This is a genomic window from Actinobacillus succinogenes 130Z, assembly GCF_000017245.1.
Taxonomy (GTDB): Bacteria; Pseudomonadota; Gammaproteobacteria; order Enterobacterales; family Pasteurellaceae; genus Exercitatus; species Exercitatus succinogenes.
The window spans coordinates 1,863,792-1,883,256 of sequence record NC_009655.1 but is presented as its reverse complement, the minus strand read 5'-3'; the positions used below and the strand labels follow the sequence as shown (position 1 = coordinate 1,883,256).

The following is a 19,465-nucleotide window of genomic DNA, read 5'->3' as shown; positions in this document are numbered from 1 at the left end:
GTAAGGAGCATAAAATGAGTTATATTCAATTAACCAATGTCATGAAACAATTTGGCGATGTGATTGCTATTCCCGACTTAAATTTGTCCATTGAAAAAGGAGAATGTTTCTCAATGTTAGGGCCTTCCGGTTGTGGTAAAACGACAACGCTTCGAATGATCGCAGGTTTTGAAGACTTGGACGGTGGAGAAATTCGTGTTGGTGAACGGTTAATTTCCTCTAAAGCGACCAATTACTACTTGCCGCCGGAAAAGCGCAATTTTGGTATGGTATTCCAAGCTTTTGCGGTGTGGCCGCATATGACGGTGTATGATAATGTGGCATTTCCGTTGGCGTTAAAAAATCTTTCTAAACAGGAAATTGAAAAACGTACCACGGACGCACTGCATCATACCAATCTGCTCAATGTGGCACTAAAAAGCCCGGATGATTTATCGGGCGGTGGTAAACAGCGTGTTGCCTTGGCACGTGCATTGGCGTTAAATCCGGATGTAATGTTGTTAGACGAACCACTATCCAGTCTTGATCCGCATTTACGTGAGGAAATGCGGTTTGAAATTAAGGCATTACAACGTAAATTCGGTTTTTCTATTATTTACGTAACCCATGATCAATCGGAAGCGATGGCGTTGTCCGACCGCATTATGGTAATGAAAAAAGGTGTGGTGGAGCAAATTGATACTCCGTTGAATGTCTATAACAGCCCGGCGAATAAATTTGTGTTTAATTTCATTGGGTTATCTAATCAGTTAAACGTGAATTTATCTAACCTAGGCGTGTCTTTCGATGGCTTACCGGAGGTATTTAACATCCAACCGGCACCAAGCCAAGAATTAATTACTCAAGGCAAGGCAATTCTCGCTACTCGACCATCAGAAATTGATTTTGTCGGCTCCGGCGGAGTAAGTGGTATTGTCAAACGCCGTTCCTATTTAGGTGAAGTGGTAGATTACAGTATCTTTATCGGCAATCAGGAGTTACGGGTGCAAAAAGGAAGACGTGATGATGGTCCGGAAGAAGGGGAAAGCTGTCAAGTGGTATTCAAAAAATTGCATTGGTACCCGGCAGAATAATCCGTTTTGTATCTTGCAATAATAAGATACGGTAATTTTGATTGCGGGAGCTGTTTGTCTTTCATAAAAAGCCAAACAGCCCCTTAAAATTTTGACTAAAATAAAAGGTTTATTTTTTGCGCGCCAACATGGTCACGAATTTCATTTTAATCCGGTTGCCGTTGTCATCGGTCTTATGCAGCTCGCCCGGTTTTTCATTATATTTTATTAATTCCCAGTCCCGGTAATAACGGCTCAATTCTCCTTCTTTGAAGGTGAAAGAAAACGGAATCGGACAAGGCGTATCGGCCGTATCCATGGCGGCGACAATCAGATTATAACCGCCGCTGTTGGTGTGGGTCTGCATATTTTGAATGATTGACGGCACGGCGTCGCGGTTTAAAAACATAAAAACCACAGTAGATAAAATAAAATCGTAGTTTTCCTGAATATTCGCCGAGTTAATGTCATAAAGCGCGGTGGAAACAGGAAGATTTTCTTTTTCCGCAGTTTCCTGCAAAAATGCCAGACTGGTTTCGTTGTGATCCCGAGAAGTCACATCGTATCCCAACAGACTTAAAAATAACGAATTGCGCCCTTGTCCGCAGCCTAAATCCAATGTTTTACACGGTCGAATCCGTTCTGCCGCAGCTTTCACTTCGGAATGGGTTGCCGTCATATTGTATTTTTTGCTGAAGTAATCCGCTTTAGTACAATAGAATTCCAGATAACATTCTAAATCGTCGGACGCCGCTTCTACGCGGTGCCATACTTGCGGTTCGACGAATGGCGTGTCATTCGCCGGCGTAAAGAGGTGGTCGCTGATTACTTCGCCGTTTTCCGCTAATACATAGAATTTTAATTGGCCTTTTAAAACGGTGATTTTGCCCCAAGTTCCGCTTTTAGTGTTGTGTTTTTCCTGAAACATTCGGGGCAGGCTGTTTTTGGTCCATATCGGCATTTTTTTGTAGCTGATTAATTCTGTTTTCATGATTGTTCTCATTCCTGTCATTTAGCGATTATATCTGAGCGATATAGTAGGTTATTTAGCGGGGGATTTCAAGGAAAAGTGCGGTCAAAATTCGGCGAGTTTTAGCGAAAGAAAAATCCGCGCAAACACGCGGATTTTTCATCTTTTTTATTCTTTTGAAGCTTTGCGGGCTTTATAAATTTTCCATCCCACAAATAACACAACCAGACCGATAATCACATAGATACCCGATTGACCGGTTTTTATCTGTTCCGCCAGCCATTCCCGATTGTTGGCGCCGTGTTCGCCCAGATATACCCAAACCGGTACGGAAATAATGGCGGCACAGAAATCCAAGAACAGAAAACGGACGAAACTGACCCGGCGGGTAATGCCGGATACCATATAAATCGGCGCCCGTAGGCCCGGTAAAAATCGGGCGACGAATAATACGCGGTTACCGTATTGATCGAATTTATCCCGCACCATACGCAGCCGTTGTAAGGTTAAAATGCGCCGCATCGGACGGAAGCGCAGGATTTTTATGCCGTAAATGCGCCCGAGCCAGTACATGGTGCTGTCGCCGACTAAGACGCCGATCATACTGACGAGTAGCATAATGTGTACATTCACCTCTTCCGGATATAATCCGGCGATAATCCCGCCGGAAACCAAGGTAATGTCCTCCGGAATCGGTACGCCGAACCCACAAATAATTAACACAAATAACACGGCCCAATAGCCGTAGTCAGTAAAAAAATTGACTAATAAATCCATAAAATGCACACATTAAAGTTATTAGGATTTGTTTATTTTCCGTTAACGGCAGGTTTTCGCTTTGATTGAGCGAAAAAACGCCGTTCAGTCATTCTAAACAAACAATTTAAAACAGCGTTTATTTTGCCTTTTTTAGCGGTTAAATACCAGTTTAAATTTGCTTTCGTAGAATAAATTCATTATAATTCACGCCCTCAAAGGCTGTCTTTGGGCAAATTACGGGAAATTGCTGGGTCGCCTGCAATTTCTGAGATTAAATCTTACAATTTAAGAGAACATTAATATGGCATTTAAATTTAACGCTGAAGTTCGTACAGCGCAAGGTAAGGGTGCGAGCCGCCGCCTGCGTCATAACGGTCAAATTCCTGCAATCGTGTACGGTGGCAGCGAAGCGCCGGTTTCAATCGTATTAAACCACGATGAATTAAACAACGCACAAGTACACGATTCTTTTTATTCGGACGTAATCACTTTAGTGATCGACGGTAAAGAAGTTGCAGTAAAAGTTCAGGCAATGCAACGTCATCCGTTCAAACCGAAATTAGTACATATCGACTTCAAACGTGCTTAATTTTTAATTATTGAAGAACACCAATAATCCCCGATTGTTGGTGTTTTTTGTTTTTAGCGTAAACTGAGCCGATAAAGTGCGGTCAAAAAACAGCCTGTTTTTTGAATGAAAATCGATTTGAGGAGCTTTGGACGCAATCTATGAAAATTGCTTTAGGTGTGGAATATAACGGAAAACGTTATTTCGGTTGGCAGCGGCAGGAAAAAGTCCTGAGCGTGCAGGAAGAATTGGAAAAAGCCTTGTCTTTTGTAGCGAACGAAAAAATCGATCTGTTTTGTGCCGGTCGGACGGACAGCGGTGTACACGGTACGGGGCAAGTAGTGCATTTCGAAACCGAAGTCGTACGTCCCGAAAGAGCTTGGGCATTCGGCACGAATGCCAATTTGCCCGACGATATTGCGGTGAAATGGGCGAAAACCGCAGATGATGAATTTCACGCCCGTTTCAGTGCCACGGCACGTCGTTACCGTTATCTGATTTATACTAATCCTTTGCGTTCCGCCGTATTGCCGGAGGGAGTGACTCATTGCCATTTGCCGCTTGATCATGAAAAAATGCACGAAGCGGGGCAATTTTTACTAGGGGAAAATGATTTTTCGTCTTTCCGCGCGGCACAGTGTCAATCGAAAACACCTTGGCGTAATGTACATCATTTACAGGTGACGCGGCACGGTCGTTATATTGTGGTGGATATTCAGGCGAATGCCTTTGTGCATCATATGGTACGTAATATTGTGGGTAGCCTGATGGAAGTCGGCAGCGGACGGCAGCCTGTGGAATGGATGAAATGGTTGCTGGAACAACGGAATCGCAAGCTTGCCGCTCCGACGGCGAAACCGCAAGGATTATATCTGGTGCGCGTGACTTATCCCGAACGTTTCGGTATTCCGCTTTCGCCCCTTGGGCCGTTATTTTTACCTGACGAGTTAGTATAAATGGCTTTTTTTCAAACCGTAAAACGCGGTCAGCGGTATCTCGAACGCTGGCCTTCGCACCCTAAATTGGCGGCGATTTTTCCGGAAAACCGGGTAATTGGCGCCACTAAATTCGCACAAAAGGCGATGCCCTTTCTGGCGGTCTTTGCCGTGGTATGGCAGCAGCTTTTTTCCAAAGGTAATAATGTGGCGTTTGCAGCGGCAGTTTTGACCGCACTTTTCGCCTTATGCCTGCCTTTTCAAGGGTTGTATTGGTTAGGGAAGCGGGCTAATACGAAACTGCCGCCGCAAAGTGCGGTCAAATTTCAGGAAATTTTTTCCCGGCTGAAAAACAAAGGGGAAATATTAACACCGAACGAACAACCTGATTTCGGAGATTTGGCCGATCTTTTGCAGAAAGCGGAAAAACATCTGGGAAAAAGCTTTTGGGAAGAACTGTAATTTCTTGTTATTTGGACTACGCAAACGGTTACTTTTTTTGTAAAATAGCCGAGTTAATTTTGGGGAGCATTTATGATTGATTATATTATCATCGCAATTATTGCCTTTTCTATCATCGTTAGCCTGCTGCGAGGCTTCGTACGCGAAGTGATGTCTCTGGCAAGTTGGGTGGTGGCGTTTATTATTGCCAGTCAATTTTATCCTTATCTTGCCGATTTACTTACGCAGATAGAATCCGAATATATCCGCAACGGTACGGCTATCGGTATTTTGTTTGTTTTAAGTCTGATTGTGGGCGCCGTAGTGAATTATGTTATCGGGCAATTGGTGGATAAAACCGGTTTATCCGGTACCGATCGCGTATTAGGCGGCTGCTTCGGTTTTTTGCGCGGAGTGCTGATTGTAGCGGCGTTACTGTTTTTCCTTGATACGTTTACCAATTTCAATCAAACGGAAATGTGGAAAACTTCAAAATTGATTCCGCATTTCGGTTTTATTGTGGAATGGTTCTTTGAGCAGCTCCAAACGAATTCCAGTTTCTTAAATTTACCTACAACGAAATAAGAGGGTGACCAAATGTGCGGTATTGTCGGGATTGTTAGTCAAACCCCAGTAAATCAATCAATTTATGATGCCTTAATGGTGCTGCAGCATCGCGGACAGGATGCGGCGGGAATTGTGACGGCGGATGAAAACCGCTGTTTCCATTTACGTAAAGCAAACGGGTTGGTGACGGATGTATTCCAGCAGGTTCATATGGAACGTTTGCGCGGTAATGCCGGTTTGGGACACGTCCGTTATCCCACAGCGGGCAGTTCGAGCGAATTCGAAGCCCAACCGTTTTATGTCAATTCTCCTTATGGTGTGACTTTGGTACATAACGGCAACTTAACTAACTCCGAAGAGCTCAAAGAAAAACTGTTTAAAGTCGCCCGTCGTCATGTGAATACCAAATCCGATTCCGAAGCCCTGCTTAATATTCTTGCCTATCACATCGATCAAACCGATAAATATCACCTCGCTCCCGAAGACATTTTTACCGCTTTACGCTTAACCAATAAAGATATTCGCGGTGCGTATGCCTGTGTGGCGATGATTATCGGACACGGTTTGGTGGCATTCCGTGATCCGCACGGCATTCGTCCGTTGGTGTTAGGAAAACGGGAAGATAACGGTAAAACGGATTATATGTTTGCTTCCGAATCCGTAGCATTGGACACCGCCGGATTCGAATTCGTACGGGATATTGCACCGGGCGAAGCGGTATATGTCACTTTTGAAGGCGAAATTTATTCGGAAATCTGTGCGCAAGATCCGAAATTGTGTCCCTGTATTTTCGAGTATGTCTACTTTGCCCGCCCGGATTCCACTATTGACGGCGTTTCCGTTTATGCGGCGCGAGTTCATATGGGGGAACGTTTGGGGCAGAAAATTGCCCGAGAATGGGCGGGTGAACAGATTGATGTGGTGATTCCTGTGCCGGAAACGTCGAACGATATTGCATTACGCATTGCCCATGTATTGGGTGTGCCTTATCGTCAAGGTTTCGTGAAAAACCGTTATGTAGGGCGTACGTTTATTATGCCGGGACAAACTCAGCGTGTCAGCGCGGTTCGACGTAAATTAAACACTATTGCGGCGGAATTTAAAGGTAAAAACGTGTTGTTGGTGGATGATTCCATTGTGCGTGGAACTACATCCGAGCAAATTGTGGATATGGCGAGAGCGGCAGGCGCCGACAAAATTTATTTTGCTTCCGCCGCGCCGGAAATTCGTTATCCGAATGTGTACGGTATCGATATGCCGACTAAACACGAACTTATCGCTTACGGTCGTACGACAGAAGAAATTGCCGCGTTAATCGGTGTAGATCGCCTGATTTTCCAAGATCTTTCTTCTCTTGAAATTTCCATTCAGCAAGAAAATCCGCATATACGCGAATTTGATACTTCCGTTTTCACCGGCACTTACGTTACCGGCGACATCACGCTTGAGTATCTGGACGAAGTTGCCGATCAGCGTAATGATAAAGCGAAGAAATAACCCGTTTTTAATGTAGCTAAAAAAACTAAGTTCTGTTATTGCAGCGCCTAGTTTTTTTATTTATTGGAATAAAACGGATGAACATTCCTTATGTACCGGATGTTTTAAAGTGTACCTGGCGACATGATTAATCTAAAAAATATTTTGGCTGACTATACGACTTTTTTATGTTTTCCGTTCTTATCGTTAATCGCGGTTAACAACGGTTAGCGGTAAAGAAAAATAAGAATGAAAAAACCGCTTTTTAGCGGTTTTTTATGGATTGGTGCTCTGGGCGAGACTTGAACTCGCACGACCTTCGGTCACTACCCCCTCAAGATAGCGTGTCTACCAATTCCACCACCAGAGCGTTATTGTTAAATTGTTAATTTTGAGGAATATCTGCGTTTTTATTTTCTACCGCGGGTGCAACGGTTTTTTGTTGTTGCTGTTCAACCTGTTGAGCGGCTTGTGATAAATCGTCGAATTTGCCTTGTTCAACATTATTACGGTGCGCATTAATGTTCCCGATAACGATGCTGATGACAAAAAACGCAACCGCTAAGAGACTGGTCGAACGAGATAAAAAGTTTGCGGAACCGGCTGAACCGAAAACCGTACCGGACGCGCCGCCGCCAAAGGATGCACCGGTATCAGCACCTTTGCCTTGCTGAATTAAAATTAAGCCAATCATCACGATTGAAATAATTAAATAAACAAATAATAAAACGCTATACATTGAATCTTCTCTGCGGATATTCGCAATTAACAAAAACGGGTCGAATACTACCGAATATTTATAGGCTTCGCAAGTGTTTTTTGTGTGAATGCCGAAAATCTAAACGGATTTGACCGCACTTTTATCGGCTGTTTTTCTTGCTTTGCGTTTGAATGTCGGCTTTGGTCGGTCGGCAACGGCACTCAGTCGGCGCAGGGCGGAAAAATTCACGAATTGCACCAACTCCGGCAGCATTTGAGTCAGTTGAAACATGAAAGACTGATAACTGGTTTCTTTTTGACTGATGCCGTTTAGCTGTGCTTCCCATTGTGCCGTCATATCGGGCTGGGTCGCCAGATCCGGCAATGCCTGAATCAGAATACGTCCTGCTTCGGTACTGTGAATGTTACGCCCTTTTTTATACAGAAATCCGCGTTTGAATAACAGTTCGATAATACCGGCCCGGGTGGCTTCCGTGCCTAAACCGTCGGTTTCACGCAGGATTTTTTTCAGTTCTTTATCCTGTACGAAACGGGCGATACCCGTCATGGCGGAAAGCAATGTCGCATCCGTAAACGGTTTGGGCGGTTGGGTTTTCTTGCTGACGATCTCGCCTTTCTCGCAAAACAGCATTTGCCCTTTTTTCACCACAGGCAAAGGCGCTTCAAGTTGCTCGTCGTCATCTTCTTTGCCGATTAATTCTTTCCAGCCGGCTATCTGTAAATTTCGCGCCTGCGCAATAAAGGTGCCGCCTGCAATATTCAGGGTGATTTTACTTTTGCGGTATTCGGCGTCCGGGCAGAACTGCATGAGATATTGTCGGGCAATCAAACCGTAAATGTCTTGTTCCCGCGCGGTTAAACTTACCGCACGGTTTTTTGCCGTCGGAATAATAGCGTGGTGTGCTTCCACTTTTTTATCGTTCCAGCAACGGTTTTTTTGTTCGGAATTCACCGCACTCGGCAGCGTTTGATATGCCGTACAATGTACGGAAATGGCGTTCATCACCGCATGACGATCGGCAAAATGTTCGTTCGGCAGATAACGGCAATCGGAACGCGGATAGGTAATCAGCTTGTGCTTTTCGTACAAACTCTGGCAGGTGTCCAACACATCCTGCGCGGAAAGAGCAAAACGTTTTGCCGCGTCGATTTGTAAAGCGGAAAGCGAATAGGGCAGCGGTGCGGTTTGCTTTTCCCGTTTATCTTCGTATGCCGTTACTTCCGCCGGTTGCCGAGTAATGCGCTTAATCACATTTTCCGCTAAAGCGCGGGAAAGCACGCGTCCGTCTTCATCCTGATAATCTTCGCAGGCTTTGGAAGGTTGCCACAAGGCGGTGAAGGAAAGTGCGGTCGGATTTTGTTCGCTTTTTATCTGCGCCAGTACTTCAAAAAAATCTTTCGGTCGAAAATTTTCGATTTCCAGATCGCGTCGCACAATGAGTCCTAACACGGGCGTTTGCACGCGTCCAACGGACAGTACGCCGTTGTAGCCGGCTTGACGTCCGCGAATGGTGTAGGCGCGCGTCATATTGATACCGTACAGCCAGTCGGCGCGGGCGCGGGCGAGTGCGGAGGTCGCTAAAGGAATAAAATTGCGGTTCGGTTGTAGCTTATTAACGGCTTTTTCCACCGCATTCGGGTTGAGATCGCTCACTAAGCAACGCTGAATTTTATCTTTTTTATCCGCCGGCAAATCGGCGTAACTGAACACTTCGTCCACCAATAACTGACCTTCCCGATCAGGGTCGCCGGCGTTAACCAGTTCGTCCGCCTGGTGAATCAGCTTTTCTACGATTTTCAGCTGTTTAGCCACTTCTTTCCGGGGAATCAGTTGCCATTTTTGCGGCACGATAGGTAAATGTTCCAACCGCCATTGTTTGTAGCTGGGGTTGTAGGCATCGGGTTCCGCCTGTTCCAGTAAATGTCCCACGCACCACGTTACATAATCGTTTTCGCCGCAGCGAATAAAACCGTCGCCGCGACTGTGCGGTTTCGGCAGAACATCGGCGATAGCGCGGGCCAGACTGGGTTTTTCAGCAACAAATAATCGCATGGAGAACTCTTTCGGTTTATAAAGTGAGGCGATTTTACCGCACTTTTTATCTCCGTCAAAATTTCCGGTTCGGCAAGATGAACGGAGTCGTTTTTTATCTCAAGTGCGGTCATTTTTTAGGGTATTTTGTCAGTAGGATTTGGTCATTTTCACAAAAACTCAAGAAAAAACGACCGCACTTTTGTGATTTTAATAGTTACCGATCCGCGCCTTTATTTTTATGATGAAAACATGGAATAACCCTGCAATTATCAGTGAGGAAACGTTTGCGTCCAAGACCTTGGATATAAAAAATTCTCAGATAAATGATATGGATCAATATAAGTGCATTTTTCTTATTGGGGTAAATTTACACATTTACATGTTTGCTATAGATTGGAACGGTTATTTTTTAATTTGTTTTTTTTACCTGAAATTATGTTGGAGTGATTGCTATGGCGAAGTTTTTTCTGATGCCGGAGGATAACTACGATACGAAAATCGGTGTGCTCATCGATAAATTCGTCAGTAAAGTCCAGAGTTTTCCGCCCGGTACTTGTCCGTTGGTGGTGCAATATGCGTCTTTGCGTTCATCCGTCAGTCAAACCTGCGGTAAATGCGTGCCTTGTCGCGACGGTATTCCGCAGCTGTCGATTTTAGTAAGAAAAGTGCTGGACGGCGAGGGCGACGAATCTACCATGAAACAGATTCGGGAACTGGCAGAAATGATCCGTGACGGTTCCGACTGTGCCATCGGTTATCAACCTGCTTTTGAGATTCTAGACAGCATTGAAGAATTCAAAGAGGAATACGAAAGCCATATTCATAACAAATCCTGTCTGAAAAGCGTCGGGCAAAAAATTCCATGCATTAATATGTGCCCCGCCCATGTGGATATCCCCGGTTATATCGCCCATATCGGTGACGGTAACTATGCCGATGCCGTTAATCTTATTCGTAAAGATAACCCGCTGCCGACCGCTTGCGGGCTGGTTTGCGAACACCCTTGCGAAGAACGCTGTCGTCGTCGTCTGATTGATGACGCCATTAATATTCGCGGGTTGAAGAAATATGCGGTGGATCAAGCGGCGGCGGATACCGTAAACGTGCCGCCGCCGTTGCCGGATACCGGTAAAAAAGTCGCGGTAATCGGCGGTGGCCCGGCGGGTTTAACCTGCGCTTATTTTCTTGCGCAAATGGGACACCGTGTCACGATTTTCGAACGTCAGAAAGCCTTAGGCGGTATGCTGCGTTACGGTATTCCGAATTATCGTTTCCCGAAAGATCGTTTGGATCAGGATTTGAATGCGATTTTGTCCGCCGGCAATATTGAAGTGCAGTACGGCGTGATGGTCGGCGAAGATTTGCCGATTGATAAAATTAAAGCGGATTATGACGCCATGTTTGTGGGTATCGGTGCGCAAAAAGGTAAAGGCTTGCGCATCGAAGGCGCGGATGCCAATAATGTATTTTCCGCCGTGGAAATGCTGGACGGTATCGGTAACGGTAATATTCCGGATTACAGCGATAAAGTGGTGGTGGTCATTGGCGGCGGTAACGTTGCCATGGATGCGGCTCGCTCGGCTGTGCGGTGTAAAGCCAAAGACGTGCGTATCGTATATCGTCGCCGTCAGGACGATATGACGGCGTTACATGCGGAAATCGAAGCGGCGATTATGGAAGGAATCGAATTAATCACTCTGGCCGCGCCGGTCGCTATCGAAAAAGACGAACAAGGTAACTGCACGGGCTTAACGGTGCAACCGCAAATGACAGGACCTTATGACCACGGCGGTCGTCCGAGTCCGGTGGCGGTGAAAAAACCGCCGTTTACCATCGGTTGCGATGTTATTTTAATTGCGGTAGGGCAGGATATTATCAGCCAACCGTTTGAAGAATTCGGTATGCCGGCAAATCGCGGCGTGTTTCAATCGGAACTGACTACCGCCGTACCGGATATGCCCAGTGTATTTGTAGGCGGAGATTGCGCTACCGGCCCTTCAACGGCGATTAAGGCCATTGCGGCAGGAAAAGTTGCGGCACACAATATTGATGAATATTTGGGTTACCATCACGAATTTCCTTGCGAAACCAAAGCGCCGGAACCTAAGGAGAATATGCGTATCCAGGTCGGTCGCGCGAACATTACGGAACGACCGGCTTACATCCGTAAATGTGATTTTGAACATGTAGAAAATCCGTATACTTACGAAGAAGCTATGCAGGAAGCTTCCCGCTGTCTGCGTTGTGATCATTTCGGTTGTGGAGTGTTACAGGGAGGACGTAATCTATGATTAATTTAACCATTGACGGATTAAATGTTCAGGTCGAAAAAGGAACAACCGTACTCGAAGCGGCAAAATCCGCAGGCATTAATATTCCGACGCTGTGTTATTTAAAAGATGTGAGTAACATCGGTTCCTGCCGCGTTTGTGTGGTGGAAGTGGACGGTTATGACAAATTACCGACTTCCTGCAATACCTTGGCACAGGACGGCATGGTGGTGCGTACGCAGACCGATCGCGTAGTGAAATCCCGTCGCATGGCGTTGGATTTGATACTTTCCCATCATAATCTGATCTGTTTCTCTTGCCCGTCCAACGGCGCTTGTGAACTGCAAAACGTCTGTCATCAATGCGGTATTTCCGAATCAAGTTATGAAAATATCCGAGTAGCCGGTATAGAAGTGCCGCACGTGGAGGATAACCCGTTCTTAGGGTATCGACCGGATTTATGTATTCACTGCCAGCGCTGCATTAATACCTGTGCTAACGTAAGCGGTTGCGATTCCATTAAACTGACTTCACGGGGGATTTTCCGTACCATTGAAACGCCGTTCGGCAAAAACTGGAAGGAAACGGATTGCGAATCCTGCGGTAACTGTGCGGAGGCCTGTCCGACCGGTGCGATTTACAAAAAAGAGGCGAAATCCTACCGCACTTGGGAAATTTCACGGGTACGTACTACCTGTCCGCATTGCGCCGTAGGTTGTCAGTACGAATTACTGGTAAAAGATAATAAACTGGTGGGGGCGGAAGCGGTGGACGGACCGTCTAACGGCGGACGTTTATGCGTAAAAGGGCGGTTCGGTTCCTACAAATTCGTGATGTCGGGCGATCGGTTGACGGATCCGTTGATTAAAGATCGTGCCACCGGTAAATTCCGTAAAGCGAGCTGGGAGGAAGCTCTTGATTTAGTAGCCTCCAAATTTATGGCTTTAAAACGGCAATACGGTCCGGATTCTTTGGCGGGATTCGCCTGTTCTCGTTCGCCGAACGAGGATATTTATATGGTGCAAAAAATGGTACGCACCTGCTTCGGTACCAATAACACCGACAATTGCGCCCGAGTCTGCCATTCCGCCTCCGTGGAAGGATTGGCTAAAACATTGGGTTCCGGTGCGATGACTAACCCGATTTATGATATTACTCATGATGTGGATGCTATTTTGTTAGTGGGTTCCAATCCGGAAGAAGCGCATCCTGTGATCGGCATGCAAATTCGTGAGGCGGTACGCAAAGGAACCAAACTAATTGTCGTGGATCCGCGCGATATCGGCTTGACGAAGCAGGCGGATATTCATTTGAAACTGCGTCCGGGTACCAATATCGCCTTTGCCAACGGCATGTGTCATATTTTTATCAAAGAAGGGTTGATTGATGAAGAATTTATCGCCGAACGTACGGAAGGTTTTAAAGAACTGAAAAAAATCGTGAAAGATTATACTCCGGAACGGGTAGCGAAAATCTGCGGAATTGACCCGGACGATTTACGTGCGGCGGCAAGAATTTATGCTACGGCGAAAAAAGCGCCGATTATTTACTGCTTGGGCGTAACGGAACATTCCACCGGTACGGAAGGGGTGATGTCTATGTCCAATATGGCGATGTCGGTGGGTAAATTGGGACGCGAAGGTTGCGGTGTGAATCCGTTGCGCGGACAAAACAACGTGCAAGGGGCTTGCGATATGGGGGCTATGCCGGATAAATTCCCCGGCTATCAACCGGTGACTAACCCGGAAATCCGTGAAAAATTTGAAAAAGCCTGGGGCGTGAAATTACCGGCACATGCAGGTACCCATGCTACCGATATATTTCCGAAAGCTGTTAAAGGGGAAGTGAAAGGACTGTATATCTACGGGGAAGATCCCGTAGTAACGGATCCCGATACCAATCACGTGGTGAAAGCTTTGAAAGCGTTGGATTTTTTAGTGGTACAGGAACTGTTTATGACGGAAACCGCACTATTGGCGGATGTCGTGTTGCCGGGGCGTTCCTATGCGGAAAAAGACGGTACTTTCACTAATACGGAACGTCGCGTACAACGGGTACGCAAAGCGGTGACATTGCCGGGCAATGCTCGTCTCGATACGGATATTATCTGCGAATTGATGCGCCGTATGGGCTATAACCAACCGACCTTGACCGCCTCGGAAATTTTCGATGAAATGGCGTCGGTTACGCCGTCGTTCCATGGTATGAGTTATGCCCGTTTAGATAATGAACCGAGTCAGTCTTTGCAATGGCCTTGTACGGACAACTATCATGCGGGTACAGCGATTATGCACGTCGGTAAAATGGTACGCGGGCTGGGTTTGTTCTATCCGACGGAATACCGACCGGCGAAAGAATTGCCGGATAAAGACTATCCGTTAATGTTGATGACCGGACGGATTTTATATCATTACAATACCTCGGCGATGACGGCAAGAACCGAAGGATTAATGGAAATCGCCGGCCATTCTTTTGTGGAAATCAACACCGAAGATGCAAAATCCTTAGATATTGCGGACGGTGAAAGGGTCAGTATCCGATCGCGGCGGGGCTGCATTACTTCGGAAGCGCGCGTATCGGATAAGACTAACCCGGGAGAATGCTGGATGCCGTTCCATTTCGCCGACGGCAACTGTAACTGGCTGACCAATGCCGCGTTAGATCAATTCGCCCGCATTCCGGAATATAAAGTCTGCGCCTGCCGTATTGAAAAACTGCCGAAAGAGGAAGCCTTTAACGCTAAAGGTAAATACATCTCACAAAAAATGGTGGCGAAGCAATGGCGTAAACGAATGGATAAAAATATCGCGCGAGTGCTGGGATAGCGATAATTATTAAGATAATCTGCACTTTAATAGGTTGGTTTTTAGTCCAACTTTTGGGGTGCAGATTAAAAAGCGAAGTTTTTTGTGACCGCACTTTCATGCTTGGTTACAAGGTTTCGCCCAAATGAACATCATAACCTAAATTAATCACTGCGCTGCGGTAGGGAATGCCGTTTATGCGGTTGAGTAATTCCTGTGCGGCAATTTGACCGATTTCGAAACGCGGGGTAATTACGGTGGCAAGTTGCGGGCTGATAGATTGTCCCACATCATGACCGTGGAAGCCGGCAATGCCGATTTGTTCCGGCACGCCAATGCCGAGCCGTTGGCATTCGAACAGGGCGCCGATGGCAAGGTCGTCATTGGTACAGAAAATACCGTCCATAGACGGGTATTGTTTTACCGCCTGCTGTAACAGTTCGCCTCCCAGACTAAAAGACGAATGGGCCTGCGTGCTGATGGTATGCGGCGTTAACCCGTGTTTTTCCATGGCTTTTTCGTAGCCTGCTTGTTTTAGTTTGGTGCGTTTATCCATGCGTACCGCAAAATACACAATATTTTCGTGTCCGCGTAGAATCATGGTTTCCACCATGGATTGCGCCGCACTGAAATTATCGAATCCTACCACTTGATGTTTGCTCATTTCGCTGGTGTCCATAATCTGAATGACGGGAATATCGGCGACTTCCAGCATTTTCAGCGTACGTTCGGTGTGAATGTTTTCCGATAAAATCACACCGTCCACGTTGTAAGACAGCAGGCTTTCCAGCCGTTTTTCTTCTTTCTCGATACTGTAACCGAAATGTGCCAGCATGGTTTGATAACCGGCGCGATCGGTCACTTGCTCTATACCCCGAATAACATTGGCAAATACCGCATTGGTCAGCGACGGAACCAATACGCCGATGGCTCCGCTTTTCGCATTGGAAAGCATATTCGGCGCTTTATTCGGGATATAACTGAAATTTTCAATGGCCTGAGCAATACGGATTTGGGTTTCCGGCGCTACGGTGTCGGGGTTGCGCAGATAACGGCTCACCGTCATTTTGGTAATACCTAGATGGTTGGCGATGTCTTGCAGGGTTGGGCGTTTGGCTTTAGTCATAATTTTTTATTTGACAACTTTTTGGCTTGGATCTTTTTTATGAAAGATAAACGGCTCCTAGTATAACGAAATTTTCCGGCGGAATAAAAGTGCGGTCGGAATTTTGTCAGAATTTTATCGGATTTATCCCGTAACATGGCGTCGGGTTGTATTTTCATTCCCTTATGAGTGCGGTATAATTAGCCGTTTTTTGCAGAAGGCACAACGTATGAGTCAATTTTTTTATATTCACCCCGAAAATCCGCAATCGCGTCTGATTAATCAGGCGGTGGAAATTTTGCGTAACGGCGGTGTTATTGTTTATCCGACGGATTCGGGTTATGCATTGGGCTGTATGATAGGCGATAAACACGCTATGGATCGCATCGTAGCGATTCGTCATTTGCCGCAAGGGCATAATTTCACCTTGGTATGCAGTGATTTGTCGGAGCTTTCCCACTATGCTACGGTGAGTAACGTAGCGTATCGATTGATCAAAAACAACACGCCGGGGCGTTACACCTTCATTTTGACTGCAACCAAAGAATTGCCTCGCCGTTTAATGACGTCGAAACGCAAAACCATCGGATTACGCGTGCCGGACAATCAAATCGCGTTGGATCTGTTGAAAACATTGGGCGAGCCGATTTTATCCTGTTCGCTGATGTTGCCGGGCGAAGATCATATTACTCAGTCAGATCCGGAAGAAATTCGCGATCGATTGGAACGTCAGGTAGAATTAATCATTCACGGCGGTTATTTGGGGCAAGAACCTACCACCGTGGTGGATTTAACCGACGAAACGCCGGTGATTCTGCGTGAAGGCAGCGGTTCCGTGGAACCTTTTATTTAATCCGTATATTCATCCGCCTGCCGAAGGAAATAACCGAATGCAGGCTTCGACGCTTGTGAAAGCGACAAGGAACAATTATGAAATTTCAATCTCATCCCCGTCAAAAAAAATCAGAAAACCGACCGCACTTTAAGCGTCACGACAATGGTAATGAAGGCCGTTTTAAAGAATATCGAGAAGAGCGTCATTTACCGCGTCGCAAAAGCTCCGATGGTAATACGGCAACGGGCGGTCACGCCAAAAGCGCGGTCGAAAAATCCGATGAAAAAAGATCATTCGAACGTAAACCTTTGCCTATGCGCCGGCCTAAACCGGCTCAACCCGTCGAGCGGAAAGCTGCCGTAGCCGGTGAGAAATTGCAAAAAGTATTGGCTCGAGCGGGACAGGGATCCCGCCGCGAAATCGAAGCGGTTATCGCGGAAGGCCGCGTAAGTGTGGACGGAAAAATAGCCGCATTGGGTGATCGCGTCATTGTCCATTCCGGCTTAAAAATTCGTATTGACGGGCATTTGGTGAATTTGACCGGCGTACAAAAAGACGTTTGCCGCGTGTTGATGTATTACAAACCGGAAGGCGAACTGTGTACCCGTCATGACCCTGAAGGTCGTGCCACAGTGTTCGAGCGCCTACCGCGTTTAACCGGTTCTCGTTGGGTTGCGGTGGGACGTTTGGATATTAACACTTCCGGTTTATTGCTATTTACTACCGACGGCGAACTGGCTAATCGTTTAATGCACCCGAGCCGCGAAGTGGAGCGGGAATATTCCGTGCGCGTATTCGGCAATGTGGACGACGCCATGTTGGCACGTTTACAAAAAGGTGTTCAGCTGGAAGACGGACCGGCAAATTTCACTGCGATTAAACCGGCTGGCGGTACGGGAATGAACCGGTGGTTTGACGTGACTTTAATAGAAGGGCGTAATCGTGAAGTGCGCCGTTTGTGGGAAAGCCAAGGTATCCAAGTCAGCCGCCTGATCCGTATTCGTTACGGTAATATTAAATTGATGAAAACCCTGCCGCGCGGCGGTTGGCAGGAGATGGATTTGGAAAACGTCAACTATTTGCGCGAACTGGTGGGGTTACCGCCGGAAACGGAAACCAGGTTGGATGTAACCCAATCGAATCGTCGAGCCAAAACCGGACAAATTCGTCGTGCGGTGAAACGTTATTCCGATGTGACAAGACGTTACAGAAAATAAAAGTACGGTTAAAATTATGAGTTTTTCGGGCGGATAACTTATCCGTTAATCTTGATGAATCAACGTAGAGAATTTTTATGAAGCTCCAACAATTACGTTATGTGGTTGAAATTGTGAATCAAAATCTGAACGTGACGGAGGCGGCGAACGCGTTGTACACATCCCAGCCGGGTATCAGTAAACAGGTGCGCCTGCTGGAAGAAGAACTGGGATTAGAGATTTTCGAACGTAACGGAAAGCATATTAAATCGGTAACGCCGGCGGGTAAGAAAATTGTCGCCATAGCCCGCGAATTACTGGTGAAAACGCAGGCAATCCGCGCCATTGCGGACGAATATACCCAACCGAATCACGGCGTCTTGCGCATTGCCACCACCAATACTCAGGCGCGTTATATGCTACCCGGGGTAATCGAAAAATTCTCGAAACGATATCCTGATGTGAGTCTGCATGTTCACCAAGGTTCGCCGAATCAGCTTTATGACGCGTTATTATCCGGTGAAGTGGATTTTGCTATCACTACGGAAGCGCAATACCTGTTCGACGATGTGATTTTGCTGCCGTGTTATAAATGGAACCGTTCGATTGTAGTGAAGCCCGGTCATCCGCTTACTAAAGTGAAAAACGTTACTATCGAAGAACTCAGTAAATATCCGTTGGTGACATATACTTTCGGGTTTACCGGTGTATCGGATTTGGATTATGCCTTTAATAACGCGGGATTACTGCCGAATATCGTATTTACGGCAACGGATGCGGACGTCATTAAAACCTATGTGCGCCTTGGTTTGGGCGTAGGAATTATAGCTTCCATGGCGCACACGGAAGCGGATACGGATTTGGTGGCGATTGACGCCAGTCATTTATTTAAATCCAGCACTACTCAAATCGCCTTTAAGCACAGCACTTTCCTGCGGAATTATATGTATGATTTTATTCAATATTTTTCCCCTCATTTAACCAGAACGAAGGTAGAACGGGCGGAGCAGGTGCGGGATAACGGCGATGTGCAAAAACTGTTTGAAGGAATTGTATTAGAAGAAAAATAGGCGAATTTATCTGTTTAATGCAAAAAAGTGCGGTTAAATTGACCGCACTTTTTTGTAGTCTTTTCAGCTTATGCTACTTTGTTTCAATCTCATCCAGCAGGTAACTTTTTGCCGCTTTTAGATATTGCAGCATTGACCAAATAGTCAGAATTGCGGCCACATAAAGCAGAATAATCGCCAGAATTTCCATGACAGAGTTATAACGCCAGAGCAGTCCGCCGAGCGCCAGCATTTGTGCTGTGGTTTTGACTTTGCCGATCCAAGACACGGCGACGGCCGTGCGACTGCCGATTTCCGCCATCCATTCGCGTAATGCGGAAATAATAATTTCACGGGAAATCATGATTATCGCGGGAATGGTGATCCAGAATACATGGTAATATTCTACCACCAGTACCAATGCGGTGGCGACGATAACTTTGTCCGCAACAGGATCCAGAAATGCGCCGAAACGAGTGGTTTGTTTCCATTTGCGAGCGAGATAACCGTCGAACCAATCGGTGATGGAGGCAATGAAAAATACGGCGGTAGCCGCGAACGGCGACCATTCGACCGGTAAATAAAATGCAATAATAAAGAATGGGATTAGTACCACTCGAAACAAAGTGAGAAAGGTCGGGAAGTTAAGTTTCATAATAATACTCTGCCTAGAGTAGAAAATT

The 19,465-nt window shown here is 46.3% G+C and carries 17 protein-coding genes and 1 tRNA gene; 11 read left to right on the top strand and 7 right to left on the bottom strand.

Annotation, left to right across the window (positions count from 1 at the left end; all coding sequences use genetic code 11):
• Positions 1-14: 14 nt before the first annotated feature.
• Positions 15-1,073: an ABC transporter ATP-binding protein gene (locus tag ASUC_RS08875; RefSeq protein ID WP_012073444.1), complete on the top strand. Its 1,059-nt coding sequence runs from the start codon at positions 15-17 to the stop codon at positions 1,071-1,073.
• A 109-nt stretch (positions 1,074-1,182) separates the two neighbouring features.
• Here the strand turns inward: ASUC_RS08875 and tehB are convergent, their stop codons facing one another.
• The gene (gene tehB / locus ASUC_RS08870) at positions 1,183-2,043 is read right to left on the bottom strand and encodes an SAM-dependent methyltransferase TehB (protein WP_012073443.1); all 861 of its coding nucleotides are present in this window, start codon (positions 2,041-2,043) and stop codon (positions 1,183-1,185) included.
• Between the two features lie 147 nt (positions 2,044-2,190).
• Positions 2,191-2,799, bottom strand: a complete 609-nt coding sequence (locus ASUC_RS08865; RefSeq protein WP_012073442.1) for a DedA family protein — start codon at positions 2,797-2,799, stop codon at positions 2,191-2,193.
• A gap of 283 nt (positions 2,800-3,082) precedes the next feature.
• On the opposite strand from ASUC_RS08865, the gene rplY reads away from it, so the two are divergent.
• The 5 genes from rplY to purF all read left to right on the top strand — a co-directional run bounded on the left by rplY (position 3,083) and on the right by purF (position 6,789).
• Complete coding sequence (gene rplY, locus ASUC_RS08860) at positions 3,083-3,370, top strand: 50S ribosomal protein L25 (protein WP_012073441.1); 288 nt, start codon at positions 3,083-3,085, stop codon at positions 3,368-3,370.
• A 140-nt stretch (positions 3,371-3,510) separates the two neighbouring features.
• On the top strand, positions 3,511-4,305 hold the full coding sequence (gene truA / locus ASUC_RS08855) for a tRNA pseudouridine(38-40) synthase TruA (RefSeq protein WP_012073440.1): 795 nt from the start codon (positions 3,511-3,513) through the stop codon (positions 4,303-4,305).
• Positions 4,306-4,746 (top strand): terminus macrodomain insulation protein YfbV, encoded by a 441-nt coding sequence (gene yfbV / locus ASUC_RS08850; RefSeq protein WP_012073439.1) that lies wholly within the window; start codon positions 4,306-4,308, stop codon positions 4,744-4,746.
• 72 nt (positions 4,747-4,818) lie between these two features.
• Positions 4,819-5,310, top strand: a complete 492-nt coding sequence (locus tag ASUC_RS08845; RefSeq protein ID WP_012073438.1) for a CvpA family protein — start codon at positions 4,819-4,821, stop codon at positions 5,308-5,310.
• Between the two features lie 12 nt (positions 5,311-5,322).
• Positions 5,323-6,789, top strand: a complete 1,467-nt coding sequence (purF, locus tag ASUC_RS08840) for an amidophosphoribosyltransferase (protein ID WP_012073437.1) — start codon at positions 5,323-5,325, stop codon at positions 6,787-6,789.
• A gap of 263 nt (positions 6,790-7,052) precedes the next feature.
• Here the strand turns inward: purF and ASUC_RS08835 are convergent.
• From ASUC_RS08835 to ASUC_RS08825, 3 genes are all read right to left on the bottom strand, one after another.
• Positions 7,053-7,138 (bottom strand) — tRNA-Leu (locus ASUC_RS08835).
• Between the two features lie 15 nt (positions 7,139-7,153).
• Positions 7,154-7,507, bottom strand: coding sequence for a preprotein translocase subunit SecG (gene secG / locus ASUC_RS08830; RefSeq protein ID WP_012073436.1), 354 nt, complete (start codon positions 7,505-7,507; stop codon positions 7,154-7,156).
• Positions 7,508-7,606: 99 nt separating this feature from the next.
• Complete coding sequence (locus ASUC_RS08825) at positions 7,607-9,541, bottom strand: DNA topoisomerase III (protein ID WP_012073435.1); 1,935 nt, start codon at positions 9,539-9,541, stop codon at positions 7,607-7,609.
• 434 nt (positions 9,542-9,975) lie between these two features.
• Between ASUC_RS08825 and ASUC_RS08820 the strand changes: the two genes are divergently transcribed.
• Positions 9,976-11,814 (top strand): NAD(P)-binding protein, encoded by a 1,839-nt coding sequence (locus ASUC_RS08820; protein WP_012073434.1) that lies wholly within the window; start codon positions 9,976-9,978, stop codon positions 11,812-11,814.
• Positions 11,811-14,618, top strand: a complete 2,808-nt coding sequence (gene fdhF / locus ASUC_RS08815) for a formate dehydrogenase subunit alpha (protein WP_012073433.1) — start codon at positions 11,811-11,813, stop codon at positions 14,616-14,618. Before ASUC_RS08820 ends, fdhF begins: the two co-directional genes overlap by 4 nt.
• Before the next feature lie 106 nt (positions 14,619-14,724).
• Here fdhF and gntR read toward each other — a convergent pair whose 3' ends face one another.
• A complete protein-coding gene (gene gntR, locus ASUC_RS08810; RefSeq protein WP_012073432.1) occupies positions 14,725-15,723 on the bottom strand; it encodes a gluconate operon transcriptional repressor GntR in 999 nt (332 codons plus the stop codon).
• Between the two features lie 208 nt (positions 15,724-15,931).
• Here gntR and ASUC_RS08805 point away from each other — a divergent pair, with 208 nt between their 5' ends.
• From ASUC_RS08805 to cysB, 3 genes are all read left to right on the top strand, one after another.
• Complete coding sequence (locus ASUC_RS08805; protein WP_012073431.1) at positions 15,932-16,555, top strand: L-threonylcarbamoyladenylate synthase; 624 nt, start codon at positions 15,932-15,934, stop codon at positions 16,553-16,555.
• A gap of 290 nt (positions 16,556-16,845) precedes the next feature.
• The gene (rluB, locus tag ASUC_RS08800) at positions 16,846-17,754 is read left to right on the top strand and encodes a 23S rRNA pseudouridine(2605) synthase RluB (RefSeq protein WP_404799674.1); all 909 of its coding nucleotides are present in this window, start codon (positions 16,846-16,848) and stop codon (positions 17,752-17,754) included.
• A 77-nt stretch (positions 17,755-17,831) separates the two neighbouring features.
• Entirely contained in the window at positions 17,832-18,803 is a 972-nt protein-coding gene (gene cysB, locus ASUC_RS08795; RefSeq protein WP_012073429.1) for an HTH-type transcriptional regulator CysB, read from the top strand.
• Positions 18,804-18,876: 73 nt separating this feature from the next.
• On the opposite strand, the gene pgsA is transcribed toward cysB, so the two are convergent.
• Entirely contained in the window at positions 18,877-19,437 is a 561-nt protein-coding gene (gene pgsA / locus ASUC_RS08790; RefSeq protein WP_012073428.1) for a CDP-diacylglycerol--glycerol-3-phosphate 3-phosphatidyltransferase, read from the bottom strand.
• Positions 19,438-19,465 lie beyond the last annotated feature (28 nt).